The sequence below is a fragment of the Bradyrhizobium sp. IC4060 genome (assembly GCF_020193715.1).
In the GTDB taxonomy this organism is placed as follows: Bacteria; Pseudomonadota; Alphaproteobacteria; order Rhizobiales; family Xanthobacteraceae; genus Bradyrhizobium; species Bradyrhizobium yuanmingense.
This window is the reverse complement of the sequence record NZ_JADYVJ010000015.1, coordinates 100361-126384: the sequence shown is the minus strand read 5'-3', so window position 1 is coordinate 126384 and position 26024 is coordinate 100361. Positions and strand designations below refer to the sequence as shown.

Annotated in this window: 23 protein-coding genes; 12 read left to right on the top strand and 11 right to left on the bottom strand. The window is 65.2% G+C overall.

Annotated elements, in window-relative coordinates:
* The first annotated feature begins 330 nt into the window (after nt 1-330).
* Nucleotides 331-2301 (top strand): carbohydrate porin, encoded by a 1971-nt coding sequence (locus tag I6F16_RS32735; RefSeq protein ID WP_225174293.1) that lies wholly within the window; start codon nt 331-333, stop codon nt 2299-2301.
* A gap of 203 nt (nt 2302-2504) precedes the next feature.
* Here I6F16_RS32735 and I6F16_RS32730 read toward each other — a convergent pair whose 3' ends face one another.
* Nucleotides 2505-4580 (bottom strand): HAMP domain-containing methyl-accepting chemotaxis protein, encoded by a 2076-nt coding sequence (locus tag I6F16_RS32730; protein ID WP_225113695.1) that lies wholly within the window; start codon nt 4578-4580, stop codon nt 2505-2507.
* A gap of 244 nt (nt 4581-4824) precedes the next feature.
* Here I6F16_RS32730 and I6F16_RS32725 point away from each other — a divergent pair, with 244 nt between their 5' ends.
* Entirely contained in the window at nt 4825-6120 is a 1296-nt protein-coding gene (locus I6F16_RS32725) for a hemolysin family protein (protein ID WP_036026403.1), read from the top strand.
* 178 nt (nt 6121-6298) lie between these two features.
* On the opposite strand, the gene I6F16_RS32720 is transcribed toward I6F16_RS32725, so the two are convergent.
* The 3 genes from I6F16_RS32720 to I6F16_RS32710 all read right to left on the bottom strand — a co-directional run bounded on the left by I6F16_RS32720 (nt 6299) and on the right by I6F16_RS32710 (nt 9410).
* Nucleotides 6299-6538, bottom strand: coding sequence for a PilZ domain-containing protein (locus I6F16_RS32720; RefSeq protein WP_036014228.1), 240 nt, complete (start codon nt 6536-6538; stop codon nt 6299-6301).
* 97 nt (nt 6539-6635) lie between these two features.
* Nucleotides 6636-8333 carry an FMN-binding glutamate synthase family protein gene (locus tag I6F16_RS32715; protein WP_197424408.1) on the bottom strand — a complete coding sequence of 566 codons (1698 nt, stop codon included), beginning with the start codon at nt 8331-8333 and terminating at the stop codon, nt 6636-6638.
* Between the two features lie 303 nt (nt 8334-8636).
* On the bottom strand, nt 8637-9410 hold the full coding sequence (locus I6F16_RS32710) for a ferredoxin--NADP reductase (protein WP_036014229.1): 774 nt from the start codon (nt 9408-9410) through the stop codon (nt 8637-8639).
* Nucleotides 9411-9783: 373 nt separating this feature from the next.
* Between I6F16_RS32710 and I6F16_RS32705 the strand changes: the two genes are divergently transcribed.
* The 6 genes from I6F16_RS32705 to I6F16_RS32680 all read left to right on the top strand — a co-directional run bounded on the left by I6F16_RS32705 (nt 9784) and on the right by I6F16_RS32680 (nt 16329).
* Nucleotides 9784-10584, top strand: coding sequence for a RimK-like protein (locus tag I6F16_RS32705; protein ID WP_225113694.1), 801 nt, complete (start codon nt 9784-9786; stop codon nt 10582-10584).
* A 461-nt stretch (nt 10585-11045) separates the two neighbouring features.
* Nucleotides 11046-12053: an NADP-dependent oxidoreductase gene (locus I6F16_RS32700; RefSeq protein WP_225113693.1), complete on the top strand. Its 1008-nt coding sequence runs from the start codon at nt 11046-11048 to the stop codon at nt 12051-12053.
* A gap of 149 nt (nt 12054-12202) precedes the next feature.
* Entirely contained in the window at nt 12203-13021 is an 819-nt protein-coding gene (locus tag I6F16_RS32695) for a cysteine rich repeat-containing protein (protein WP_225113692.1), read from the top strand.
* Nucleotides 13022-13154: 133 nt separating this feature from the next.
* Complete coding sequence (locus tag I6F16_RS32690; RefSeq protein ID WP_109145511.1) at nt 13155-13370, top strand: hypothetical protein; 216 nt, start codon at nt 13155-13157, stop codon at nt 13368-13370.
* A gap of 185 nt (nt 13371-13555) precedes the next feature.
* Nucleotides 13556-14719, top strand: a complete 1164-nt coding sequence (locus I6F16_RS32685) for an FAD-dependent monooxygenase (RefSeq protein ID WP_225113691.1) — start codon at nt 13556-13558, stop codon at nt 14717-14719.
* Nucleotides 14716-16329 (top strand): benzoate-CoA ligase family protein, encoded by a 1614-nt coding sequence (locus tag I6F16_RS32680; RefSeq protein ID WP_225113690.1) that lies wholly within the window; start codon nt 14716-14718, stop codon nt 16327-16329. Before I6F16_RS32685 ends, I6F16_RS32680 begins: the two co-directional genes overlap by 4 nt.
* Nucleotides 16330-16482: 153 nt before the next feature.
* Here the strand turns inward: I6F16_RS32680 and I6F16_RS32675 are convergent, their stop codons facing one another.
* Both I6F16_RS32675 and maiA read right to left on the bottom strand, forming a co-directional pair.
* Nucleotides 16483-16995 carry a MarR family transcriptional regulator gene (locus I6F16_RS32675; protein ID WP_225113689.1) on the bottom strand — a complete coding sequence of 171 codons (513 nt, stop codon included), beginning with the start codon at nt 16993-16995 and terminating at the stop codon, nt 16483-16485.
* Complete coding sequence (maiA, locus tag I6F16_RS32670) at nt 16985-17617, bottom strand: maleylacetoacetate isomerase (RefSeq protein WP_225113688.1); 633 nt, start codon at nt 17615-17617, stop codon at nt 16985-16987. The genes I6F16_RS32675 and maiA overlap by 11 nt, the downstream gene beginning before the upstream one ends.
* 213 nt (nt 17618-17830) lie before the next feature.
* Between maiA and gtdA the strand changes: the two genes are divergently transcribed.
* On the top strand, nt 17831-18871 hold the full coding sequence (gene gtdA / locus I6F16_RS32665; RefSeq protein ID WP_225113687.1) for a gentisate 1,2-dioxygenase: 1041 nt from the start codon (nt 17831-17833) through the stop codon (nt 18869-18871).
* Between the two features lie 118 nt (nt 18872-18989).
* On the opposite strand, the gene I6F16_RS32660 is transcribed toward gtdA, so the two are convergent.
* From I6F16_RS32660 to I6F16_RS32645, 4 genes are all read right to left on the bottom strand, one after another.
* Complete coding sequence (locus I6F16_RS32660) at nt 18990-19811, bottom strand: ABC transporter permease (RefSeq protein ID WP_036014504.1); 822 nt, start codon at nt 19809-19811, stop codon at nt 18990-18992.
* Nucleotides 19804-20577 carry an ABC transporter ATP-binding protein gene (locus I6F16_RS32655; protein ID WP_225113686.1) on the bottom strand — a complete coding sequence of 258 codons (774 nt, stop codon included), beginning with the start codon at nt 20575-20577 and terminating at the stop codon, nt 19804-19806. Before I6F16_RS32655 ends, I6F16_RS32660 begins: the two co-directional genes overlap by 8 nt.
* Nucleotides 20578-20706: 129 nt before the next feature.
* Nucleotides 20707-21711, bottom strand: coding sequence for an ABC transporter substrate-binding protein (locus I6F16_RS32650; protein WP_225113685.1), 1005 nt, complete (start codon nt 21709-21711; stop codon nt 20707-20709).
* 30 nt (nt 21712-21741) lie between these two features.
* Nucleotides 21742-23109, bottom strand: coding sequence for an FAD-dependent oxidoreductase (locus I6F16_RS32645; protein WP_225113684.1), 1368 nt, complete (start codon nt 23107-23109; stop codon nt 21742-21744).
* 112 nt (nt 23110-23221) lie between these two features.
* Between I6F16_RS32645 and I6F16_RS32640 the strand changes: the two genes are divergently transcribed.
* Both I6F16_RS32640 and I6F16_RS32635 read left to right on the top strand, forming a co-directional pair.
* Entirely contained in the window at nt 23222-23494 is a 273-nt protein-coding gene (locus I6F16_RS32640; RefSeq protein WP_225113683.1) for a hypothetical protein, read from the top strand.
* 43 nt (nt 23495-23537) lie between these two features.
* Complete coding sequence (locus tag I6F16_RS32635) at nt 23538-24101, top strand: NADAR family protein (RefSeq protein ID WP_225113682.1); 564 nt, start codon at nt 23538-23540, stop codon at nt 24099-24101.
* Here the strand turns inward: I6F16_RS32635 and I6F16_RS32630 are convergent.
* A complete protein-coding gene (locus I6F16_RS32630; RefSeq protein ID WP_225113681.1) occupies nt 24098-24898 on the bottom strand; it encodes an enoyl-CoA hydratase-related protein in 801 nt (266 codons plus the stop codon). The two genes, I6F16_RS32635 and I6F16_RS32630, sit on opposite strands and share 4 nt — an antisense overlap.
* Before the next feature lie 151 nt (nt 24899-25049).
* Here I6F16_RS32630 and I6F16_RS32625 point away from each other — a divergent pair, with 151 nt between their 5' ends.
* On the top strand, nt 25050-26024 hold the full coding sequence (locus I6F16_RS32625; protein ID WP_225113680.1) for a ketopantoate reductase family protein: 975 nt from the start codon (nt 25050-25052) through the stop codon (nt 26022-26024).

Here is a 26024-nt window from a genome sequence, read left to right as displayed (position 1 = left end):
CCCCGACCCCGCCCGGCTGTCCCCCCGGGCGGGGTCATTCCGTTTTGGATTCCCGGATTTTGTTGCACCCGCGTCACACAGCAGTGCGAACTCTCCTCCGCGACACCGCAACGTGAGTTGCTATTGCGAATTATTCGCAATAAGGCTTGTCGCAGGTTCAGGAGCTTGGGACGAAGTCGAGGCGAATCGAGACCATCTCGGCCAGTCGCCTCGAACGCGGAGGCATGGTGACAGAATCGCCGCGACCCGGCAGGGATATCGCGGCGGGTGGGACACATTCGCGTTTGCGGGGGCGTGCGTTTGAGGTTGAGGGGTCACAGACACTGGTGCTTGCGAACGGCCGCGGTGATCGCCACGGGCGTGCTGGCTTTTCCGGCCGCCGGCCGCGCGGCCGATCTGCCGCTGACGGCGCCGGCCTTGAGAGCGGTCTATGACTGGACCGGTCTCTATATCGGCGCGCATGCCGGCTACAGCCGCGGCTCGTCGCGCTTCGCGCTGAACGACGGCACCGCACTCGGCGACAGCGGCGTCTTCAGCGGCATGATCGGCGGCGTGCAGGCGGGCTACAATTACCGCCTCAACTCCGGCTGGCTGGTCGGCGTCGAAGGCGATTTTACGTTTCCCAACTACATCACCTCGAACTCGATCGTCTCGTTCCTGGCAACGCCCGCCAACACCGTCACCCAGCAATGGGACTACGCCGCGAGCGTGCGCGGCCGCGTCGGCTACACCAGCGGTCCCTGGCTCATCTATGCCACCGGCGGCTTCGCCTGGATGGGCGAGCGCTATTTCGACGCGCCGGCCTCCGGCGCCGAAATCCCGAAGATCCTGAACACGCGGCCCGGCTGGGTCGCGGGCGCCGGCCTCGAATACGCCTTCGCGCCGCATTGGAGCGCGCGGCTCGAATATCTCTACAGCCGCTTCGACGGCGCCAACGTCGCCTTCTCCACGGGCGCGCAATACACGTCCTCGTCGCTCGACTTCCAGCAGGTCAGGCTCGGCCTCAACCGCAAGCTCGATTGGCCGGGCCTGCCTAGCTATGATCCGAAGAGCTCACTGATCGACACCGAATCGGACCGCTGGGAGATTCACGGCCAGACCACTTATCTTCCGCAAGGCTATCCATCCTTTCCCGCGCTCTATACCGGGCCAAACTCGCTGTCGCCGTCGCGGCAGGCCAAAGCGACCTGGAGCAACAGCCTGTTCCTGAACGCGCGGCTGTGGGACGGCGGCGAGGTCTATTACAATCCCGAATTGCTGCAGGGATTTGGACTGAACGACACGGTCGGTGCGGCCGGATTCCCGAACGGCGAGGCGCAGAAGTCGAACTTCCCCTATCCGCACTACAACACCTCGCGCCTGTTCGTGCGCCAGACGTTTGGATTCGGCGGCGAGCAGGAGGAACTGGCGAGCGGTCAGCTCCAGCTGGGGCAGAAGGTCGACGTGTCACGCCTCACGATTCAGGCCGGCAAGTTTCCGGTGATCGACGTGTTCGACGGCAATGCCTACGCCAAGGATACGCGCCGGGATTTCATGAACTGGTCGATCTGGGCGCCCGGCGCCTTCGACTATTCCGCCGACAAGGTCGGTCTCACCTACGGCGTCACCGCCGAGCTCAACCAGAAGCAATGGGCGCTACGCGGCGGCTATTTCCTGATGGTCTCCGAGTCCAACGCCAATCACTTCGACACCAGGGTCGGGGAGCGCGGTCAATATTTGCTCGAGCTCGAGACGCGCTTCTCGCTGTTCGGCCGGCCGGGCAAGCTCAGGACCATCGGCTGGCTCGATAGCGCCAACATGGGCAGCTTCCGCGAGACGCTGGACAATCCCGCGCTCAATCTCGACATCGCGCAGACCCGGCGCGGCCGCCTGAAGTACGGCTACGTGCTCAACCTCGAGCAGGCGATCACCGACGATGTCGGCCTGTTCGGCCGCTGGAGCTGGAACGACGGCAAGACAGAAACGCTGGCCTTCACCGACATTCATCGCAGCCTGTCCGGCGGCGTTTCGATCAAAGGCACGACTTGGGGCCGACCCGACGACGTGATCGGCGTCGGCGGCGCGATCAATGCGATCTCGCAGGATTATCGCGACTTCCTCGCCGCCGGCGGCCTTGGTGTGCTGGTCGGCGACGGCGCGCTGAACTACCGCAAGGAACGTATCCTTGAAACCTATTACGCCTATGCGGTGAACAAGAACATCACCCTCACCGCCGACTACCAGCTCATCGTCAACCCCGCCTACAATGCCGACCGCGGACCGGTGTCGGTGTTTTCGGGGCGGCTGCACGGGGAGTTCTGAGCTGCGGCTCGGGCGCGATGAAATCAGGTGATGGCCGTTTCACCTCTCCCGCTTGCGGGAGAGGTCGGCGCGAAGCGCCGGGTGAGGGCTTTCTCCTCTTGGGGATTGTCCCATTGTGGAAACACCCTCTCCCCGACCCTCTCCCGCAAGCGGGAGAGGGAGCGCACTTCCTTTGCAGCGATCAGCTCTGATATCGCGACGTTCTACGCCGCGCGGATCGCATCCAGGAATTTTCCGACCTCGACCTTGAGACGGCTGCTCTCGCCGGACAGCGACCTTGCCGATGCGAGCACGTTGGAGGAGGCCGATCCGGTCTGGTTGGCACCGCGCTGCACGTCGACGATGCTGGCGGAGACCTGCTGGGTGCCGCGCGCGGCCTGCTGCACATTGCGTGAGATCTCGCGCGTCGCCGCGCCCTGCTCCTCGACCGCCGCGGCGATGGCGGACGCGATCTCGGACATGCGGGAGATGGTGTCGCCGATCGACTTGATGGCGCCGACGGAGTCCTCCGTCGCCGTCTGGATGCCCGAGATCTGCTGGCTGATCTCGCCGGTGGCCTTGGCGGTCTGCTCGGCCAGCGCCTTGACCTCGGACGCGACGACGGCGAAGCCGCGACCGGCCTCGCCGGCGCGCGCCGCCTCGATGGTGGCATTGAGCGCCAAAAGGTTGGTCTGGCCCGCGATCTGACTGATGAGCTCGACGACGTCGCCGATCCGCCCCGCAGCCCTGGCGAGCTCGCCGACATGCTCGTTGGTCCGCCCGGCCTGCTGCACGGCCTCGCCGGCGATACGCGCGGAATCCTGAACCTGACGGCTGATCTCGTCGACCGACGAGGCCATCTCCTCGGCCGCGGCGGCAACGGTCTGCACGTTGGTGGAGGCCTGCTCGGATGCGGCGGCAACGGTCGCCGTGACCTTTTCCGATTGCTCGGCCGTGCTCGTCAGCGTTCCCGCAGAGGCTTCCAGCTCCGAGGATGCCGACGAGACGGTGTTGATGACGTCGCCGATCATGGCTTCGAACTCGCGCGCGATCTGATCCATGCGCTGGCTGCGCTTCAGCTTCGCTTCCGCTTCGATCGCGGCCGCCTCGTCGGCGGACTTCTTGGCGAGCAGCGAATCCTTGAAATGCTGGAGCGAGCCTGCGACCTGGCCGATCTCGTCGCTGCGGCCCGTCGCGGGAATCTCGACCTCGTGCTGCCCGGCGGCGAGCGCTCCGATCACGTCGGCGATCCGGCCGAGCGGCGTCACCACGCGCCTGCGCAGCATCATGGTCACGCCACCGAGCGTGCCGAGCAGGGCCAGCACGGCGATGCCGGCGAGCGCGAGCATCGCCAGCGCGCCGTCGCGCGCGGCCGAGGCACGCTCGGCGGCTTCCGCCAGCGCGGCGTCGCGCACGCCGTAGAACATCTGGATGGCCGGCACGATGACCTTCGCCAGTTCGTCGGCGGTGGCAACGTATTTGCCGTCACTCCGGGCCGCAGGAAGCTCCTTGTCCACGGCAACCGCGGCTTGTCCGAAATATGATTCCGTCGCAGCCTTCAGCGCGGTGGCGATGCGGACGGGATTTCCGAGTTGCTCGAGACCGGCCTCGATGCGCTCGCGATCGACCTCCACGCGTCCCTGCATGCGGTCCATCAGCGACAATTCGGCCGCGGTGAGCGGACGGCGCGCGGAGAGCGCTGGGGACAGCGTGGCCGCACGGCTGCCGGCCGAAACACGCAGGTCCTGCGCCGTCCGCGCCAGGTTCAACAGCGCCGCAAGCGAGGAATCGGCGTTGATCACCTTGGCCTCGAGCTTGTTCATGACAGGCTCGAGATTGGCGAGGACCTCGGCAACACCGGGCAGGAAGCCCTTTGTCACGGCGCTGTCGCGCGTCGCGAGGGGAACGCTCATCGCACGATCGGCCGCGGCGGTGATGTCTTTCAGCCGCCGCGCTGCACGGTCGAGATTCTCGGCAATCGCGCCGCCGTCATCCAGCACCATGACGGCGCGCGTTGCGGCCTCGAAGCCCGCCTCGGCCGTTTTCGTGGCCTTCGTCGCAGCTTCGAGCTGCGCCTTCGTTGCGGCGCCCTCCTGGAAGATCGGTCCGATATAGGGAGCGCGAAGGCTGGCGACGTGCTGGCTGGCCATCAGCGTCGCGCCAAAGGCATCGACCGTCTTGATCGCGTCGGAGCGGTTCGTGAAGATGCGGGCCTGCGGTATCAGCACCTCGGCGCCGAGAATGACTGCAAATACCGTCACCGTCAGCATCGACAGCGCAAAAAGCTTCCCGATCCGCATCCTCAGGTTCCCCGACTTTACTTCTGCAATGTCGAAAACCTAGCCGGCGGGCCACTAAGGGCTCGTTAAGCAACGATCCGTAGTTCCGCGGGGTGTCAAGTCGTCGCGGACGCCCTTGGGAACGCCGTCGCGCGCGGGTTCCCTTTCGGCATGAACAAGCAGAATCGCCAGCACTTCCGCACTGAATACCTATATCAGTGGCTTGCCGGCATCCCGGCCACACTTGCTTACCTCCGGAACGTCAATGCTTTCGCTCGAACTCGCCATCGTCGTCGTCCTGATCGTCATCAACGGCCTGCTCTCCATGTCGGAGCTGGCCGTGGTGTCATCGCGCCCAGCGCGGCTGTCGCTGCTCGCGGCCAAGGGCGTGCGCGGCGCCGAGCGGGCGCTGACGCTGGCGGCCGATCCCGGCAAGTTCCTCTCGACGGTGCAGATCGGCATCACGCTGGTCGGTGTGCTCTCCGGAGCGTTCTCGGGCGCGACGCTCGGGCAGCGGCTGACGCAATGGCTGCTCGAGCTCGGCCTGTCCCCAGGTATTGCCGACATCGTCGGCGTCGGCATCGTGGTCACGCTCATCACCTACGGCACTCTGATCGTCGGCGAGCTGGTGCCGAAGCAGGTGGCGCTGCGCGACCCCGAGAGCATCGCGGTGCGGGTCGCGCCGGCGATGCACGCGCTCGCGAAAATATCGCTGCCGCTCGTGTTTCTGCTCGACGTCTCCGGCAAGCTGATCCTCACGCTGCTCGGCCGCGGCGGCAAGGCCGAGGAGAAGGTCTCGGAGGACGAGATCCATCACCTCGTCAGCGAGGCCGAGAGCGCAGGCGTGCTCGAGCCGGGCGAGAAGGAGATGATCGCCGGCGTGATGCGGCTAGGCGACCGGCCGGTCGGCGCGGTCATGACGCCGCGCACCGAGGTCGACGAGATCGACTTGAACGACGATCCCGCCGCCATCCAGGACATCATCGCCAAGAGCCCGCATTCGCGCTTTCCCGTCTCCGACGGCGACCGCGACAAGCCGATCGGCGTGCTGCAGGCCAAGGATTTGCTGATCGCCTATATGAACGAACGCAGCCCGGACCTGCGCGCGCTCGTGCGCGAGGCGCCCGGCATCCCGGTGTCGGCAGATGCGCGCGACGTGCTGACCATCCTGAAAGCGGCCCCAGTTCACGTCGGGCTCGTCTACGACGAATACGGCGCCTTCGAGGGCATGGTGACCGCCGCCGATATCCTCTACTCGATCGTCGGCGCCTTTCATTCCGAGGAGGGACCGCCCGAGCCGGCCTTCATCAGGCGCGACGACGATTCGCTGCTGGTCTCCGGCTGGATGCCGGTCGACGAGTTCGGCGAACTGCTCGGCATCGAGCTGCCGCCGCATCGCTACAACACGGTCGCAGGCCTCGTGCTGCAACAATTCAACATGCTGCCCGATGTCGGCGATGCCTTCGATTTCGGCGGCTGGCACATCGAGGTGGTCGATCTCGACGGGCGAAGGATCGACAAGATATTGGCGAGCCGATTGACTGAGGTCGAGACGGGGTAGCAGGTGACGGCGCACCCGCTTTTCCTTCTCCCCTTGTGGGAGAAGGTGGCGCGAAGCGCCGGATGAGGGGTTGTCTCCGCACATTCAATCGAAAATTGGATTCGCGGATAGAACCCCTCACCCGTCTCGCCGCTACGCGGCGAGCCACCCTCTCCCACAAGGGGAGAGGGAAACATCATCACCCGAACCTGACCCCGATCCGCTTTTCCTTGCGCCAGACCACCGTGCAGGTCCGATGCGTGCCGTCGGCCTGGACGAACAGGGTGAAATGATCGGGAATGCCGACGGGGCTGGCGACGTCGAGTGCGGCGCCGGTATCGGAGAGATTGCGGACGGTGCAGTCGATCGCGCCGCCGCCGAACTCGATCGTTCCGGCCTTCAGCACGCGATGTCGGGCCTTGTCGCGTCGCTCGTCCATGGGGCGAATCTACACCCAAAGTTGAACCAGCCGTTAAACCCTACCCTCCGCTCTCGGCAATTTGAGGTCCCTGGCCTACGCAGCCGCAGCCCGCATCTTACAACGCCGGCTGGAACGTCTCGGCGCGCGCCATCTGCCAGGCGTCGCGGAAGCGCGGGTCTTCCGTGCCTTCGAGCAGCTCGCCCGGACGCAGCGCCGGATAGAGCTGCGCGAACGACTTCACCTGGGTCGTCGACGTCCGTTGGCTGAAATGGATCGGCCGCAGCTGCTGCGGATGTTCGAGCCCGGCCGCGGCGATCAGCTCGGTCAGCGAGTGCAGCGTGGCATGGTGATAATTGTGCACGCGGTCGATCTTGAGCGGCACGTAGAGCGCGCGCGCCCGCGTCGGGTCCTGCGTCGCCACGCCGGTCGGGCAGCGGTCGGTATGGCAGCTCAACGACTGGATGCAGCCGAGCGAGAACATGAAGCCGCGCGCCGAATTGCACCAATCGGCGCCGATCGCCATGGCGCGCGCCATGTCGAAGGCGGTCGCGATCTTGCCGGAGGCGCCGATCTTGATGCGGTCGCGCGCATTGATGCCGACCAGCGCGTTGTGGACGAAATTGACGCCCTCGCGCATCGGCATCCCCAGATGATCCATGAACTCGAGCGGCGCGGCACCGGTGCCGCCCTCATTGCCGTCGACGACGATGAAATCAGGATAGATTCCGGTCTGAAGCATCGCCTTGCAGATCGCCAGGAACTCCCAGGGATGGCCGATGCAGAGCTTGAAGCCGGCCGGCTTGCCGCCCGAAAGGCGGCGCATCTCGGCGATGAACTGCATCATGCCCACGGGCGTCGAGAAGGCGCGGTGCGAGGCCGGCGAGATGCAGTCCTCGCCCATGGCGACGCCGCGGATCTTGGAGATCTCCTCGGAGACCTTGGCCGCCGGCAGCACGCCGCCATGGCCGGGCTTGGCACCCTGGCTGACCTTGAGCTCGACCATCTTGATCTGGTCGTCGCCGGCGACGCGCGCGAACGCTTCGGGATCGAAGCTGCCGTCGAGATGACGGCAGCCGAAATAGCCCGAGCCGATCTCCCAGATGATGTCGCCGCCCATCTCGCGGTGATAGGGGCTGACGCCGCCCTCGCCGGTGTCATGGGCGAAACCACCCTTTTTGGCGCCGGCATTCAGCGCGCGCACGGCGTTGGGGCTGAGCGCGCCAAAACTCATCGCCGAGATGTTGAACACCGAGGCCGAATAGGGCTTTGCGCAGTCCGGCCCGCCGATCACGACGCGGAATTTCTCCGTCGCATGCGCCTTCGGCGAGACCGAGTGATGCATCCACTCATAGCCCTCGCGATAGACGTCCTCCTGGGTGCCGAAAGGACGCTTGTCGAGCTCCATCTTGGCGCGCTGATAGACCACCGCGCGGGTGTCGCGCGAGAACGGCATGCCGTCCTTCTCGCTCTCGAAGAAATATTGCCGCATCTCGGGGCGGATCTCTTCGAGCAGGAAGCGGATATGCGCCGAAATCGGGTAGTTGCGCAGCACCGCGTGGCTCTTCTGCAGGAGATCGCGGACGCCGAGCAGGGTCAGCGCGCCGAAGATCAGGATCGGAATCAGCAGGATGTCGAAGATCTTGCCGTCGGAGATGCCGATGCCGATCAGGAGCGCGGTGACCACCGCGCAGATCGTCAGCACGATGAAGCGCGGCGAGAAGGGCAGCAGCAGGGTTTCCATGATCCCCTCCTCCGCCAGCGGCAGGCGTTTGGGGGCTTGCTGCGTCTTGTTGTCGTCGGCCACGATTCCCATCCTCTCGCCAGCATGAGGCGGTACGATACGTCCTCGCCTGTCATACGGATATGACGCGGCCCTTGTTTCAGGCTAGCGAATTCGGCCGAGACAAATCAATCGGCCGGATGGACGGATTTTGCGGTGCAGCAGAGGGGTCGGATGGGGTCAGGCTGGAGGCGGCGCAAGCCATGCAGTGTCCCGGGCAAGCGCAAGCTCAGACCCGGGACCCAGAATGCAACAGCATACGATGCGGCGAGATGGACCCCGGCTCTGCAGCGCACGGCGAAGGGGCGCTGCGTCCGGGACACGAGAGCGTGGTGCTTAGCGCTCGACGAAGGCCTTCTCGATCACGAAATGGCCGGGCTTGTTGCCGCTTCCTTCGACGAAGTCGCGGCTCTCGAACATCTGCTTCAGCTCTTCCAGCATCGCCGGGCTGCCGCACATCATGATGCGGTCGGTTGCGATGTCGAGCGGGCCCTGCCCGATGTCGTTGAAGATCTGCTCGGAGCTGATGAGGTCGGTGATGCGGCCGCGATTCCGGAACGGCTCGCGGGTCACGGTCGGATAATAGACGAGCTTATCCGCGAGCAGCTCGCCGAACAGCTCATCCTCGCGCAGGGTCGCGACCAGCTTCTCGCCATAGGCGAGCTCGGAGACCTGACGGCAGCCATGCACCAGCACGATGGACTCGAACTGGTCGTAGACCTCGGGGTCCTTGATCAGGCTGGCGAAGGGCGCAAGGCCGGTGCCGGTCGAGAGCAGCATCAGCCGCTTGCCGGGAAGCAGGTTGTCGGTGATCAGCGTGCCGGTCGCCTTGCGGCCGACCAGGATGGTGTCGCCTTCCTTGATCTTCTGCAGGCGCGAGGTCAACGGACCGTCCTGCACCTTGATCGAGAAGAACTCGAGTTCTTCCTCGTGGTTGGCGCTCGCCATGCTGTAGGCCCGCAGCAGCGGCCGGCCATCGACCTCGAGGCCGATCATGGCGAACTGGCCGTTCTGGAACCGGAAGCCGGTATCGCGGGTGGCGCGGAAGCTGAACAGCGTGTCGGTCCAGTGGTGGACGGAAAGAACCTTCTCTCGGTAAAACGCGCTCATGATTTTCGATATTCCGAATAACTGCGGTTTTAGGGCAAAAGCGTTGCCCGGCCCTGAAATCGGGGCGGCACCATTTGCCATGGCGGAGGATTTCGCGTGTGTGATCTACGCCATTGAGACCAATAATCAACCTCGTTTCGGATGCAATTGATGCCGGTCAACCCGGCATTTGCGGCAGAACTGGTCACATCATTAAGGAATCTGCTGCCTAGCGCGCGCGGAGGATAATATCTTTTCCCTCCCGGCCTTCATTGCAGCACTTAATTTCCGGCGCGCTCGCAAGAATTTCATTAAGAATAGCTCTGATTTTCAGCCGGTTTGGCGCCGATGCCCGCATTTTTGCGGCTTTTGGCGACAGGAATGACGAAACACCATGGCAAGCGGCGAGCGGATCTTCGTTCAGGCGATCAGGCGGTATTGTGCGGAGCGGGGCATCGCGGTCGATGTCCGCTCCGACGGCTGGCTGATCGCAATGCGCCGGGGGCCGCGGCGCCGTTTCGCCTTCGGCTACGACATCGGCCTCAACAGCGCCATCGCCCATCGCCTCGCCAATGACAAATCGGCCACCGCCGAGGCGCTGACGCTGGCGGAGGTGCCCTGCGTTCCGCATCGGCTGTTCCTCAACCCGAAGCTGGGCGTGCATGTCGCCGGCGCCGATTGGCGCGAGGGAATGCTGGCGCAGCTTGCCCAAAACCCGCAGGGCGTGGTGGTGAAGCCGAACGAGGGGACATCAGGGCGATCGGTGTTCAAGGTGACGACGGAGGCGGAGCTCGACCGGGCGGCCAGCGAGGTCTTTTCGATGAGTACGGGGCTCGTGATCTCGCCCTTTGTCGCGATCGAGGAGGAGGTCCGCGTGGTCCTGCTCGATGACATGCCGCTCGTCGTCTACAGCAAGCAGCGCGGCTCGGATTGGCGGCACAATCTCGATGCCGGCGCAAAGCCGGTGTTGCTGGAGGACGGCGAAGTCCGCGCGGCCTGCGCAAAGCTCGCGATCGATGCCGCGTGCGCCATCAGCATCGTCTTTGCTTCGATCGACGTGGTTCGCGTGAACGGCGAATGGAAGGTGCTCGAGATCAATTCCGGCGTGATGATGGAGGCGCTGGGCAAGCTGCATCCGGAGCTGGTGCAGGCGGCGTATGGCGCGGCGCTCGACCGGGTGTTTGATAACAATTAGCTGCGAAGCACACTGCACCCTCTCCCCTTGTGGGAGAGGGTGGCTCACCGCGTGGCGGTGAGACGGGTGAGGGGTCTCTTTCCGCGCGCGAGCCTCTCGCAACAGGACTCGCGGATGCAACCCCTCATCCGGCGCTTCGCGCCACCTTCTCCCACAAGGGGAGAAGGGAAGTAAGCGCTAATTCTTCGCGCCCGGGGAATCGCCTTGAACGCCTCCTCCAACTGCAGCGAGATCGGCACGTTCAGGCGCTCGCCTGTGGGCAGTCGCGCGGTGAACCATTTGTTTGTGGAAGGCGCGCTCGACGCAACACGCCTTGCGTGCGGCCGCGTTGTCGGGATGTTCCCGTTGTGAAATGGAAAGCGGCGATCTAGCCTTCATGCAGCGCACGACGCATGCGGCTTGCACGCTTTCCTTGCGGCGGCTGCATCGATGATCGTCAAGCAAATGAAGAGGGAAACGCCATGAGCGGCAACATCAATCGCCAGATCCTGCTGGTGGAGAAGCCCAGCGGCAAGCTCGGTCCCGAACATTTCAGGATGGTCGAGGGCGCGATGCCGAAGCCGAAGGACGGCGAGGCCTTGCTGCGCGTACGCTACATCTCGCTCGACGCGGCCAACCGCGCCTGGATGCACGGCGCGACCTATCGTTCCGCCGTCGAAGCCAACAGCGTCATGGCCGGCGGCGCCATCGCCGAGGTCGTCAACTCGAAGGCAGCGGGGCTTGCGCCCGGCGATATCGTATTCGGCGACACCGGCTGGCAGGAATTTGCCGCCGTGCCGGCGAAGCATCTGACCAAGATGCCGAAGCTCGAGCCGATGACGCACCTGCTCAGCGTGTTCGGCATCGCGGGCCTCACCGCTTATTTCGGCCTGCTTGAGATCGGCAAGCCGAGAGAGGGCGAGACGGTCGTGGTCTCCGCAGCCGCAGGCTCGGTCGGCTCGATCGTCGGACAGATCGCCAAGATCAGGGGATGCCGCGTCGTCGGCATCGCCGGCGGCGCCGACAAGTGCAACTGGCTGACCTCCGAGCTCGGCTTCGATGCCGCCGTGGACTACAAGGACGGCGCGGTGTTCAAGGCGCTGCGCGCAGCGGCCCCGAAAGGCATCGACGTCTATTTCGACAATGTCGGCGGCGACATCCTCGAAGCCTGCCTGCCGCAGATGAACAATTACGGCCGCATCGCCTGTTGTGGCGCGATCTCGCAATATGACGGCGCGCCTGCCGCACATGGCCCGCGCGGCGTGCCCGGCCTGGTCGTGGTGAAGCGGCTGACCATGCAGGGCTTCATCGTGATGGACTACATGAAGGACAGCGAGCGCGCGCTCGCCGATCTCCAGGCTTGGGTGAAATCCGGCAAGCTCAAGGTGCAGGAGGACATTCTCGATGGACTTGAGAACACGCCGAAAGCGCTGATTGGATTGCTTGCAGGCGAGAACCGCGGCAAGCGCATGGTAAGACTGACGACGTAGTCGCGCGCCCAATTGCGTCGGCATAATTGACTTGCGGTAGAGGCCGAAGCGGCCAAAGATGTCGCTCGCGAGCTGACCCTCGCGACGATTGCGCTTGCATATCTTTTTCAGAATGGTCGGCGTTCCCGATCGGGCAGGAATTCATTCAAATGTTCAAAACGTTGAAGCATGCATCGACGCGCACGGCATTGCTGGCGACAGCACTCTTCGCAACTGCAACAGGAGCGTTCGCGCAGACCGAGGCCCAGAAAAGCGCCATCCGGTCCGCATGCCGCTCGGACTTCATGGCGCATTGCTCGAGCGTGACGCCTGGCGGAGTGGAGGCGTATCAATGCCTCGCCAAGAACATGTCGAGCCTGTCGTCGGGCTGCCAGGCTGCGGTTCGCGCGGTCGAACCGGCCGCCGCGCCGAAGACCGAAGCAGCGCCCGCCAAATCTGAACCGGCCAAATCTGAACCGGCCAAAACGGAAGCGGCGCCGGCTGCCGCGCCAGCTTCCAGGCCGGGAACGGCGGCGGCGCCGAAGGCAGCAGCAGCAAAGCAGCTGAGCCCCGCGCAGGTTTCCGCGATCAAGAGCGCCTGCCGCGGCGATTATCCCAAGGTCTGCGCCAGCGTGCCGCCCGGCGGTGCGCCGGCGCTCGAATGCCTGGAGAAGAACAAGGCGAAGGTGTCGGCCGGTTGCGCCAAGGCGGTGAATGCGGCTTTCGGTGGCGGAGCGGCCGCGCCTGCTTCCGCTGCTGCACCGGCCGCAGAGGCGGCGCCTGCCGCGGCTCCGGCCGCCATCGTGCTGCGGCCATTGCTGCCGCGCGAAGAGCTGTTCATCGTGCGGTCGGCTTGCGGCGCCGACATCCGCACCCTCTGCGCCGGCGTGGCGCCCGGCGGCGGCCGGATCATCCAATGCATTTCCAACCGCGCGGCATCGCTCTCGCCGGCCTGCAAGGAGGTGCTCGCGCCTTTCGCGGCGCGATGAGACCGAGCGGGCTTAATTCGTCCGCGGCATGAATTGCGGTGCGTGACGCGAAGGTTTGCGCGTGCTGAGGCGTAAACTAACCGATCCTTGTTTGAAAGGCCGCTACGACCACGACAAGCCCCGGGAGGACAACATGCGTTCATTGCTGCTCGTTGCTTCTGCGCTTCTGGCCTTCGCCGCCACCATGACCTTCGATGCCACCGACGCCAATGCGGTGGTGTGCGCACGCGGCGTCGTTCGCGCCGGCTGCGCCGGCCCGAACGCGGCCGTGGTCGTCCGCAAGCCGGTGCCGGCGGTCCGCTGCACCCGGGTTCTGGTGAACGGGGTCTATGTGAAGCGCTGCGTCTGACCCCCCGGTGGCCAATCCGCCCCGGTTTGGCTATGATTCGCACCTGACAGTTTCGGACGCGCACGAGCGTGTCCGGACACGTGCTTTGGCGTGCCGCGCTGGCAATAATTCCGCTGGCGCAGGACACCGGAGCACATTAGTCTACCCCTAGATAGTAAGTATACTGTCAATTAGGGAGGCAGACGTTGCGGATCGCCGTGATTGGCGGGGGGCCCGGTGGGCTCTACTTCGCCTATCTCTGGAAGAAGCGTCACCCCGAGGATCAGGTCGACCTGTTCGAACAGAACCCGGCCGACGCGACCTGGGGCTTTGGCGTCGTGTTCTCCGACCATGCGCTGGAATTCCTGCGCGCCGACGACCCCGAGACGGTCGATGCGATCGCCCCGCACATGGAGAGCTGGGAGAATATCACGCTGCACCTGCATGGCGACAGCATCGCCATCGACGGCGTCGGCTTCTCCTCGATCGGCCGGCTGGAGCTGCTCAGATTCCTGCAGCAGCGCGCATTCGCTATCGGCGTCACGCCACGCTTCGACACGCAGATCCAGGCGATCGACCAGCTCAACGGCCACGATCTGATCGTTGCCGCCGACGGGCTGAACTCGCTGGTGCGCCGCGCCTATGAGGGCGATTTCGGCACCTCGCTGTCCTACTCATCCAACAAGTTCGTCTGGTACGGCACCTCGAAACGCTTCGACACGCTGTCGCAGACTTTCGTGAAGACCGAACGCGGCGCCTTCAACGCCCATCACTACCGCTATTCGCCGACCATGAGCACCTTCCTGGTCGAATGCGATTACGCCACCTGGCAGGCCTATGGGTTCGCCTACAAGGACGTCGAGCAGTCCAAGGGCGTCTGCGAGGAGGTGTTCGCCGACACGCTCGGCGGCCATTGCCTCGTCTCCAACAAATCGGTCTGGCGCAATTTTCCCTGGATCTGGAACGAGCACTGGTCGTTCAAGAACCTGGTGCTGCTCGGCGACGCCCTGCATTCGGCGCATTTCTCGATCGGCTCGGGCACACGACTCGCGATCGAGGACGCCATCGCCCTCGTCAAGGCGCTGGAGTCGGATGCGCATCTTGCGACCGCGCTGCATCGCTATCAGGCCGCGCGCAAGCCCATCGTGCAGAAGCTCGTCAACGCGGCGCGCACCAGTGCGTTCTGGTACGAACATTTCGCCGAGCACATGAAGCTTCCCCTGATGGACTTCGCCTACAGCTACATCACCCGCTCCGGCCGCATCGACGATTCCCGGCTGCGTGCGATGTCGCCGGCCTTCATGGCTCGCTACGAGGCGGCCAGGAACGCCGGAGACGGCGCCGAAGACAAGGGCGGAGATGCGGCATGAGCCATGACATCCGTGACCAGGTGCCAGCGGACAGCGATGGCGCGCGCGAGATCGGCTTCGCCGTTCCCGAGATCTACAATGCCGGCCGCGTGCTGTTCGACAATCTCGGCAAGGGCCGCGGCGACAAGCTCGCGCTGCTGGGGCCGGCAGGTACGCGCACTTATGCCGAGCTCTGCGCGGAGGCCTGCCGCTGGGGCAACGGTTTCGCCTCGCTTGGCCTTGCGCGCGGCGATCGCGTGCTGTTGTTTCTCGATGACACGCCGGCCTACCCCGCCGCCTTCTTCGGCGCCGTGCGCGCCGGCTTCGTGCCGCTGCTGATCAACACGTTGACGCCGCCGGACCTGTTGCAATTCTATCTCGCCGATTCCGGCGCGACCGTCGCGGTGGCGGATGCCGAGTTCGCGGCGCGCTTCAATGTCGAGGCCTGCAAGGAGACAAAGCTGCACACGCTGATCGTCGCCAACGGCGCGGCCGGCGAGCACGCGGCGCCGCGGGCGCTCGCGGCGGCGAGCTGGCTCGCGCAATTTTCTGCTGAGCTGGCGGAAGCGCCGACGCGGCGCGACGAAATGGCGTTCTGGATGTACTCCTCCGGCTCGACCGGACGGCCCAAAGGCATCGTGCACCTGCAGCACGACATGGCCTACACGGATGCCGCCTTTGCGCGGAACGTACTGAAGCTGACGCCTGACGACATCTGCTTCTCGGTGCCGAAGATTTTCTTCGCCTATGGCTTCGGCAATTCCGTCACCTTCCCGTTCTCGGCCGGCGCCGCAACATTGCTGCTGCCGGGCCAGCCGAAGCCGGCAGCGATCTTCGCGGCGATCGAGCAGTACAAGCCGACAATCTTCTTCGGCCTTCCGACACTGTACACCGCGCTAACCAAGGCCGAGGGCGCGGACAAGACGGACTTCTCGTCGCTGCGCATGGCACTCTCCGCCGCCGAGGTGCTTTCGGCCGAGGTCTTCAACGGCTGGAAGACGCTCACGGGGCTCGAAATCGTCGAAGGCCTCGGCTCGACCGAGGTGCTGCACATCTATCTCTCCAACCGGCCCGAGCAGAAGAAGCTCGGTGCTGCGGGCCTGCGCGTTCCCGGCTACGAGGTCGCGCTGCGCGACAAGGACGGCCGCGACGTCGGCGACAACGAGGAAGGGATTCTGTGGGTCCGCGGTGATTCCAACACGCCGCTGTACTGGAACCGGCCGGACAAATCCGCCGAGACCATCCGCGAGGGCGGCTGGATCTACACCGGTGATCGCTTCGTGCGGGATGCCGACGCTTTCCACTTCTTCCGTGGCCGCGCCGACGATCTCATCAAGATCTCCGGCCAGTGGGTCTACCCGCTCGAGGTCGAGCTGTGCCTCGCCGATCACCCCGACATCCGCGAATGCGCGGTGTTCGCCGCCGAGCTGCCGGACCGTCGCATGACGCTGAAGGCGGTGGTGGTGATGAACAGCCGAGCGGTCGACCAGAGTGAGGCGACGCGCAGGCTGCAGGACTATGTCAAGGCCAGGCTGCTGCCCTACAAATATCCGCGCGAGGTGATCTTCATCGACGAGCTGCCGAAGACCGGCACGGGGAAGATCGATCGGCAGGCGTTGCTGCGGATGTGAGGCGTGCTGTCATCGCCCGGCTTGACCGGGCGATCCAGTACTCCGAGACGGTAGCGGTTGAATCGAGACGCCGCGGGGTACTGGATTCCCCGCCTGCGCGGGGAATGACAGTCGAGATTGAAGGCGACAGTGTCGCTCTACAACTGGAGCCCCTCACCCAGCCTTCCCAAGATGCTCCAGCGCGTCCTCCGCGCGCAGCGGCACGCGGGAGGCTTCGTTGTTGAGATCGACCAGCTGCGCCAGCAGGCCCATCAGCGCCTTGCGGTCGGCGGGCTTGAGCGGCTCCAGCATCCGGGCCTGGGCGCGCTCGACGGCGGGGATGATCTCGCGCAGGATCGCGGCGCCGGACTTCGTCAAGTACAGGAGCTTGATCCGCTTGTCTTCCGGCGCCGGCTTGCGCTCGATATAGGCCTTGGCCTGGAGACGTTCGATCACACTGCCGAGCGTCGAGCGGTCGAAGGCGATCACCGCCGACAGCCGCGTCGCGTCGATGCCGGGATGGGTGTGGATTGCGACCAGCGCGGCATATTGCACCGGCGTGAGGTCGAACGCCTTGCACTCCTCCATGAAGATCGAGACGGCGATCTGCTGCATGCGCCGGAACAGATAGCCCGGCGCGGCATAGACTGCGTCGATCGTGATCGGAGGGGGCGGCTTACTCGGCATCGGGCTGCTTCTCCGGCGCGGCATCGGCAAATGCCGGCAGCGCCTTGGCGGCGGCCTCGGCCTGGAGCAGGCGCGGATAGGCGGAGACGTCGACGCCGAAGCGGCGCGCATTGCCGAGCTGCGGCACGAGGCAGAGATCGGCCAGCGTCGGCGCATTGCCGAAGCAGAATGGGCCCTTCTCGTCCTTGATCAGCGTCTCGCAGGCCGACAGGCCCTCGCGGTTGACCCAGGCGGCCCAATCCTGGACCTTCTCCTCAGGCAAGCCGAGTTCGCGCAGCCGCGCCAGCACCTTCAGGTTCTGCACCGGATGGGTGTCGCAGGCGATCGCCAGCGCAAACGCTCGCACCTTGGCGCGGCGCAGCGGATCCTTCGGCAGCAGCGGCGGATTGGGATGGGTCTCGTCAAGCCATTCGATGATGGCCACCGATTGCGTCAGTACTCCACCCCCATCGTCCTCCAGCGCCGGCACCAGGCCTTGCGGGTTGATGGCGAGATAGCTGGGGGCGCATTGCTCGCCCTTGCGCAGATGATGCGGCAGATGCTCGGCGCCGAGCCCCTTGAGGTTCAGCGCGATCCGCACGCGGTAGGCGGCGCTGGAGCGGAAATAGCCGTGCAGCTTCATTGAGACCTCCCTGCTTTTGTCATTCCGGGGCGACGCGCCAGCGTCGAGCCCGGAATCCATACTCCCGATCGTGGTTATGGATTCCGGGCTCGCCGGGCCACGCGTTGCGCGGCCCTTCGCCCCGGAATGACAACCTTGTATGTCATCCGTCACGTTGACGCTACCTAGATCCTCAGTATACTGTCAATCAACAAACGATCGGGAGCAGCAACCATGGAAGCCGTGACCAAGACGCCGGAACGCGAGGCGTTCTACCGGAAGATCGACGGCGAGAATCTCACCGCGCTGTGGACGGTGATGAGCGACCTGATCACGCCGGAGCCGAAGAGCGCCTGCCGGCCACACCTCTGGAAGTTCGACGTCATCCGAGACTACATGACGGAGGCCGGCAAGCTGATCACCGCCAAGGAAGCCGAGCGGCGCGTGCTGGTGCTGGAGAACCCGGGGCTGCGCGGGCAATCCAAGATCACGACCTCGCTCTATGCCGGCGTGCAGATGGTGGTGCCCGGCGACGTCGCGCCTGCGCACCGGCATAGCCAGTCGGCGCTGCGCTTTGTGCTCGAAGGCAGGGGCGCCCACACCGCGGTGGACGGCGAGCGCACCGCGATGGAGCCCGGGGACTTCATCATCACGCCGTCGATGACCTGGCACGATCATTCCAACGAGACCGATCAGCCGATGTTCTGGCTCGACGGCCTCGACATTCCACTGGTGCAATTCTTCGACTGCTCCTTTGCCGAAGGCGCGAAGGAAGACCAGCAGAAGATCACCAAGCCCGCGGGCGACAGCTTTGCCCGCTACGGCCACAACCTCCTCCCCGTTGATGTGAAGCGGAGCTCGAAGACTTCGCCGATCTTCAGCTATCCCTATGCCTACACCCGCGAGGCGCTGGAGAAGGCCAGAACGAGCCAGGAATGGGACGCCTGCCACGGCCTCAAGCTGAAGTTCAGCAACCCCGAGACCGGCGATTTCGCGATGCCGACGATTGGCACCTTCATCCAGCTGCTGCCGAAGGGTTTCAACACCGCGCGCTATCGTTCGACCGATGCGACGGTGTTCTGCCCGATCGAGGGTAAGGGTCGGAGCCACGTCGGCGATACAATGTTCGAATGGGGCCCGCGCGACCTGTTCGTGGTGCCGAGCTGGCATTGGGTGACGCACGAGGCGGATGAGGACGCCGTGCTGTTCAGCTTCTCGGATCGGCCGGTGCAGCAGAAGCTGGATCTGTTCAGGGAAGATCGCGGGAACGCGTGACGGTTGCCGGTCTCGTAGGGTGGGCAAAGGCGCAACGCGCCGTGCCCACGTCTTCGCGGCTCATGGAAAATGGTGGGCACGCTTCGCTTTGCCCACCCTACGGCACCGGTGACTGCGGCTACCGCCAGTGCAACAGCCGCATCTCCAGCCAGCCGATCACCTTCCCGACCGCCAGCCCAAACGCCGACAGGATCACGACGCCGGCGAGCAGCTGATCGGTCTGCATCAGGTTGCCGGCCTGAAGCACGAAGGCGCCGATGCCGTATTGGGCGCCGATCATCTCGGCGCTGACGACCAGCAGCAGCGCGACGGAGGCGGTGATGCGGAAGCCGGCAAGGATCGCCGGCAGCGCGCCCGGCCAGATCACCTTGCGCACGATGGTGGCGAACGGAACGTTGAAGCTCTGCGCCATGCGGATCAGGTTGCGCGGCACGGCATCGACGCCGCTATAGACCGAGATCGCGGTCGAGAAGAACACCCCTAACGCAATGGTCGCGATCTTCGGCTCTTCGCCGATGCCGAGCCAGAGAATGAGCAGCGGCAGCAGCGCGATCTTCGGAATCGGAAACAGCGCCGAGATGAAGGTGATGCCGACGCTGCGCGCAAGGCGCGACAGGCCGATGGCGAAGCCGACGGCGACTCCGGCCGCCGTTCCCAACAGCCAGCCGACGCCGATCCGCAGCAGCGAGGCCGAAACATGCTGCCAGAGTGCGCCGGAAACGGCCAGCTGATAGATCGCGCGAACAATTGCGGAAGGAGTCGGCAGAAACAGCGCGTTGACGAGGCCGGCGCTGCCGGCCGCCTGCCAGATCACGATCACCAAAGCAAGCGCGATCCAGCCGCCGTACCGGCTCGAGGCAGGCACGAAACCGGCGCCGCGGAAGCGGACGGGCCGCGTAGCTTCGTTCTTGGCCGTGTCCGTTGCCGCGCGGTCAAGCATGCTGGACCTCGCGCTCGGCATCGATCGCCTCGTTGCGGATCAGCGACCAGATCTGGTTCTGCAGCACCAGCAGCTTTTCGCGCGCCGCCGCTTCGCCGCGCGTCGCCCGCGCCATCGGCACGGTGACGACCTCGCGGGTGCGGCCGGGACGGCGCGACAGCACCACGATGCGGTCGGCGAGCCGCGCGGCCTCTTCGAGATTGTGGGTGACGTAGACCGCGCCCATGCCGCCATCGGCAAGCAGGCGGATGAAATCCTCCAGCAGCAGCTCGCGAGTCTGCGAATCCAGCGCCGACAGCGGCTCGTCCATCAAGAGGATCGCGGGCCTCACCGCAAGCGCGCGCGAGATGCCGACGCGCTGGCGCATGCCGCCGGAGAGCTGCTTTGGATAGGTCTGGCGAAAATCGGTGAGGCCGGTGCGGCGCAGCGCATCCTCGACCAGCGCGCGGCGCTGCGCGGCCGAGAGCTGGGTGTGCAGCAGCGGGAATTCGACGTTTTCCTCCACCGTCGCCCAGGGCAGCAGCGCGAAGTCCTGGAACACGAAGGTCAGCGGATTGAGACTGTCCGCCGGCGGCGCGCCGCGCAGCTCGGGCGCGCCGGAGGTCGGCTGCAGCAACCCGCCGAGGATCGACAGCAGAGTGCTCTTGCCGCAGCCGGAGGGCCCGACGATCGCCACCACCTCCCCGGCACCGACGGTGAAAGAGACATCGTCGAGCACGGCGAGATCGCCGAAGCGATGGGTGATGTGGCTGGCGATCAGGTCCATGGCGCCCTTTCACTTGCTCCGTCATTCCGGGGCGGCTCTAAGAGCCGAACCCGGAATCTCGAGATTCCCCGGTGCGCAATTGCGCACCTGAGGTCTGGTCCTCGGACCATCCCGGAATGACAGCGACTATCAATCCGCCTTCACGAATTCCTTGGCGATGATCGCTTCCGCATCAAAACCCTTGTCGACGAAGCCCTGTTCCTGCAGCCACTTGATCTGGTTGTCGACGTTCTTCACGTCGAGCTTGCCGTCGGGATCGATGTAAGCGCAGTTGCCGACCACCTGCTCGACCGGCAGGTTGGTGTACTTTGCGATGATCTCCAGCAGCGGTTTTGTCCGTTCGTTGATGGGGGCAACGCCATCCTTCATCGAAGCCAGGATGACGTCGTGATATTCGCGGTCGGCTTTCGCAAGCACGCCGAGGAATTTCGTCACCAGCGCCTTGTTGGCCAGCGTCTTCGGCGCGGCGAAGACCGCGCCCAGCTGCCACGGCGTCTCGTCGCCGACCCAGCCCAGGAATTTCGCGCCGCCTTCGTCCATCAGCTTTCGCGCGGTCGAGATCGGCAGCAAGGCGGCATCGACGGTCTCGCCCTTGAGCGCAGCGGCGGCATTCGATAGCGATTGCAGCGGCACGATCTTCACGTCCGCGAGCTTGAAGCCGTATTTGTCGGCGAGCAGGCCGAGCGAATAGTGGAAGCTCGATCCGACCTGCGTCATCGCCACACGCTTGCCGGCGAGGTCCTTCGGCGTCTTCAGGCCGCTCGCATAGGCATTGTTGCTGGCGAAATAGCCGATCAGGGGGTAGCCGGGCTTCTCGCGGCTCATGCCGCCGATCACCTTCAGCGTGCCCTTGCCGCCGAGATTGTAGAGCCCGGCGGTGAAGGCAGTGACGCCGAAATCGACGTCGCCCGAGGTGGTGGCGACCGCAATCGGCTGCGCCGCGTCGAAGAACTTCAGCTCGACCTCCAGGCCGGCCTCACGGAAATAGCCCTTGTCCAGCGCGATGAAGACCGGCGCCGACGAAGACAGGCGGAGCACGCCGATCCTGGCTTTCAGCGGATCCTCGGCCCATGCCGTGCCCATAGCCATGATCGCCATCAGGCCCCCTACCGCGAGCCGCGCAATCCCGATCATCCCGTTTCCTCCGCTTTGTCTTGCAGTGCGTTACAGGCCTTCGGGCACCGCCTGGTCCCGTCCGATGAAGGCGCCCTGTTGTTTCAACGTTTCCTGCAACTTTTCAATGGGGATTTCGCGTGGAATCCGGTTTCCGGACAGCGCCAGCGCGGCGGCGGAACCGGCGGCCTCACCCATCGCGAAGCAGGCACCGGAGACCCGGGCGGCCGACTGGCCCTCGTGGGTCATCGAGGCGCAGCGGCCGGCGACCAGGAGATTGTCGACGCCTTCAGGGACCAGCATCCGGTAAGGCAGCTCGTTGTAGCCGCGCGATTCCGGGATGGGCGGGAAGGTGAAGACGACGTCGCCGGGCACATGGGCCTCGATCGGCCAGCCGTTGACGCCGATGGAGTCCGCGAACGAGGCACAGCCGAGCACGTCCTCGCCGCTGAGCTGGTAGCCGCCCTCGATGCGGCGGGTCTCGCGGATGCCGAGCTGTGGCGGCAGATCGACGATGTAGGACTTCTCAAACCCGGGCACCGCGCTGCGCAGGAATTCGTAGGCGGCGAGCGCCTGCTTGCGGCCCTCGATCTCGCCGCGGGTGAGATCGTCGGGCTCGATGCCGTTGATGGCATGACCGTCCTCGCGCGCCACCTGGGTGAAGTTCACCCGCCATTCGATCCCGGATTTCTGCGGCCGCACGATCGCGCTTCTGCGCGGAAACCTGTGCGTGCCGGCCGCGACGGCCTTTTCCATCAATTGCGGAATGGTGCGCCAGGCCTCGCCGGCCTTTGCGGGATCGATGCCGTTGAGACGGAGCATCATCGAGGGGTAGAGCGGATGGCCATGCTCGTCGCCGATCTCGAACGGCGCGCCGGCCCACACGGCGAGATCGCCGTCGCCGGAGCAGTCGATGAAGATCTCCGCGCGCACCGCCTGCCGGCCGGCCTTGGTCTCGATCAGCATCGCGTCGATGCGGCGCTCATCGGCCATCACGACGCCGGCGCCGAGGGCGTGGAAGAGCATATTCACCTTATGGCTGGCGAGCAGCTGGTCGGCCGCGATCTTGTAGGCGGCGGTGTCATAGGCCTGGGCAAAAACCTTGCCGAGGATCAGATGCGGCGCGTTGAGGCCGTTCAAGCGATCGATCCGCGCCAGCAGCTCCGAGGCCAGCCCCTGCACCAGCCGCCGGTGCTCGCCATGGACATTGCCGTGCAGGCCGCAGAAATTGGTGACGCCGGCCGCTGTGCCCATGCCGCCGAGAAAGCCGTAACGTTCGATCAGCAGCGTCTTCCGCCCCGCGCGCGCCGCTGCGGCTGCCGCCACGATGCCGGCCGGCCCGCCGCCGAGCACGACGACTTCATATTCGCCATAGAGCGGTACTTTGCGCGCTGGTTCGTCGATCGTCGTGGCCCACATGGCGCGTTCCTTCCCGGAATCTGGTTCGAACTGGATCACGGCTTAGCCGGCGGTCCTCATGCCCGCAAGATCGCGGTTGCTCGCTAACGGTGGACCTGAGACAAGTGCAGGCATGGATTCGATCATCGTCAGATACTGCTTCGCCGCTTCTATCGCCCTCGCGATCTCGGCCGTTCCCGCCTCGGCCGTGGAGCAAAACTGCCGCTTCATCCCCGCCAAGCCCGATCGCGAGGCCTGCTACAAGCGGCAGGAGGAAGACCTGTCGGCTAAGCGCAAGCCGGCCACGCCGGCGGCTGAGAGCACGACGCTCGACACGCTGCGCCAGTTGCGGCAGGACGACGACGCGGTCTATCGCAGCATCAACAACATCTGCCGCGGCTGCTGACCACGATGGCAGGATCCAAGGACGGACAAGAGGAAGCATAGGGATGCAGATCGATGGAGTTGATGCTCTAAGGAACGCAATCAGTTCTGGATGGGCTCCCGAGTTCGTCTTCTTCTGGGGACACACTCCGAAGGATCACAGGATCGGCAAGCACGTGCTCAGCCAGTGGTGGCCGGCGACCTTCGTCATTGATGGCCAAACCTATAGTACAGCCGAGCACTATATGATGGCCCAGAAGGCTGAACTATTTGGGGATCAGGACACGCTCGCCGCCATCCTTTCTGCGCCCGGTCCTTCGGAAGCGAAGAAGCTCGGTCGGCGAGTCAAGGGCTTCGACGAGGAGCGCTGGATAGTCCATCGCTTCGACGTCGCGGTACGCGGCAATTTGGCGAAGTTTGGCCAGAACCCGGAGCTCGGAGACTGGCTGCTCGCGACCCGTGATGCTGTGCTTGTAGAAGCCAGCCCCGTTGATAGCGTCTGGGGGATCGGTGTTGCCGCAGACGACAAGCGAGCCGGTGACCCGCATAACTGGCCGGGCCTCAACCTGCTGGGTTTTGCGCTGATGAAAGCCCGCCATTCACTGAAATCAGGATCGTCGGCGCCCTAGCTGCCACTACCCCAGTTCGCCGCCCGCTTCTCGGCGAAGGAGGCCAGTCCCTCCGCCGCCTCGGCGCTCTGGCGCTTGAGCGAGTGCAATCGCACGAGCCGGGTGTAAGCGGCATCGTTCACGGCCATGCCGCCGAACGAGCTCTCCAGCGCAAGCCGCTTGGTCTCGGCCATGGCCTCCGGTCCGTTGGCGAGCAGCTGCTCGACCACCTTGGCGCCTGCGGCCTCGAGATCGGCGAGCGGCACCACCTCGTGGACGAGGCCGATGCGGCGGGCGTCCTCGGCGCCGAAGCGCTCGCCGGTCAGCGCGTAACGGCGGACTTGCCGTACACTAATGGCATCGCAGAGCTGCGGGATGATGATCGCCGCGGTCAGGCCCCAGCGCACCTCGGTGATCGAGAACAGGGCGTTGTCCGCTGCAATCACGACATCGCAGGCCGCGATGACGCCGGTGCCGCCCCCGAAGCAGCCGCCCTGCACCAGCGCGACGGTCGGAAGCGGCAAAGTGTTGAGCCGCTGCACGGCCTCGAACGTCGCCCGCGAGGCTGCCTCGTTCGCCTCGCGCGATTGCGGCCGCACGCTGTTGATCCATTTGAGGTCGGCGCCGGCCTGGAAGTGCTTGCCGTTGCCCCGGAGCACGACGACGCGCAAATTGGGCTTGCTGCCGAGGTCGTCCATGGCCGCGAGCACGCCTGAGATCAGCGCGCCGTCATAGGCATTGTTGACTTCCGGCCGATTCAACGTGACGGTCGCAACCCCGCGTTCATCGAGGCTCCACAGGACGGGGCTGGCAGTCATCGGCGGTCCTCCGGTTGTTTGCCGCGCACTATGGCCGAGCGCGCGTGCCCTGATCCATATCTTTCCGGCGTAGGGCGGCCGCGTCCATCGCATGGCGGCTTGTGTCATGCTGGCTGCGGGCGACACCACGGGATGGATACGGGATATCAATATGCGCATCTGCATTTTCGGCGCAGGCGCCGTCGGCAGCCACATTGCGGTACGGCTGGCGCGCGCCGGCCATGAGGTCAGCTGCGTGATGCGGGGCGCGCATCTGGAGGCGGCCCGCGCGGGTGGGCTCAAGCTGCGCGTCGGCGATTCCGAGGTCGGCGCCAAGGTGAACGCGTCAGGCGACCCGGCCCAGCTCGGCCCGCAGGACGTCGTGATCTCGACCTTGAAGGCGACGGCGCTTCAGGGGCTGGTTTCCAGCATCAAGCCGCTGCTCCAGGACGACACCGCGATCGTGTTCGCGCAGAACGGCATTCCCTGGTGGTACGGTATCGGCCTGCCGCCGCGGCACCCGACACCGCCCGACATTTCATTCCTCGATCCCGGCGGGCGCCTGCGCGCCTGCATCCCGAAGGAGCGGATCATCGGCGGTGTGATCTTCTCCTCCAACGAGGTGATCGCGCCCGGCGTGGTGCAGAACCTGACGCCGGACCGCAACCGCCTCCTGATCGGCGAATGCGACGACCGCAATTGCGAGCGGATCACGAAACTGCGCGGCGTCTTCAACGATGCGCGGCTGGAATCGCCGCCGGTCGCCGAGATCCGCGAGGCGATCTGGTCAAAGCTGCTGACCAACATGTCGCTGTCGGTGCTGTGCCTGCTCACCGGCCAGACCGCGCGCGGCGTGCGCGACGACCCCGCCTTCACGGAGGTGATTCCGCGCATGCTGAACGAAGCCAACGAGATCGCCCAATACTTCATTCCCGAGGTCAAGCGCGCCAGCCGCAGCGGCCCCGCCCCCAACCACAAGCCGTCGCTGCTGCAGGATTACGAGCTCGGCCGCGCCATGGAGATCGACGTGCTGGTGAAGGCGCCCCAGGCCTTCGCGCGCACCGCCGGCCTGTCGACACCTACGCTCGACCTGATCGCCGCGCTCGCGATCCAGAAGGCGCGCGACAAGGGGCTTTATTCCGCGTGA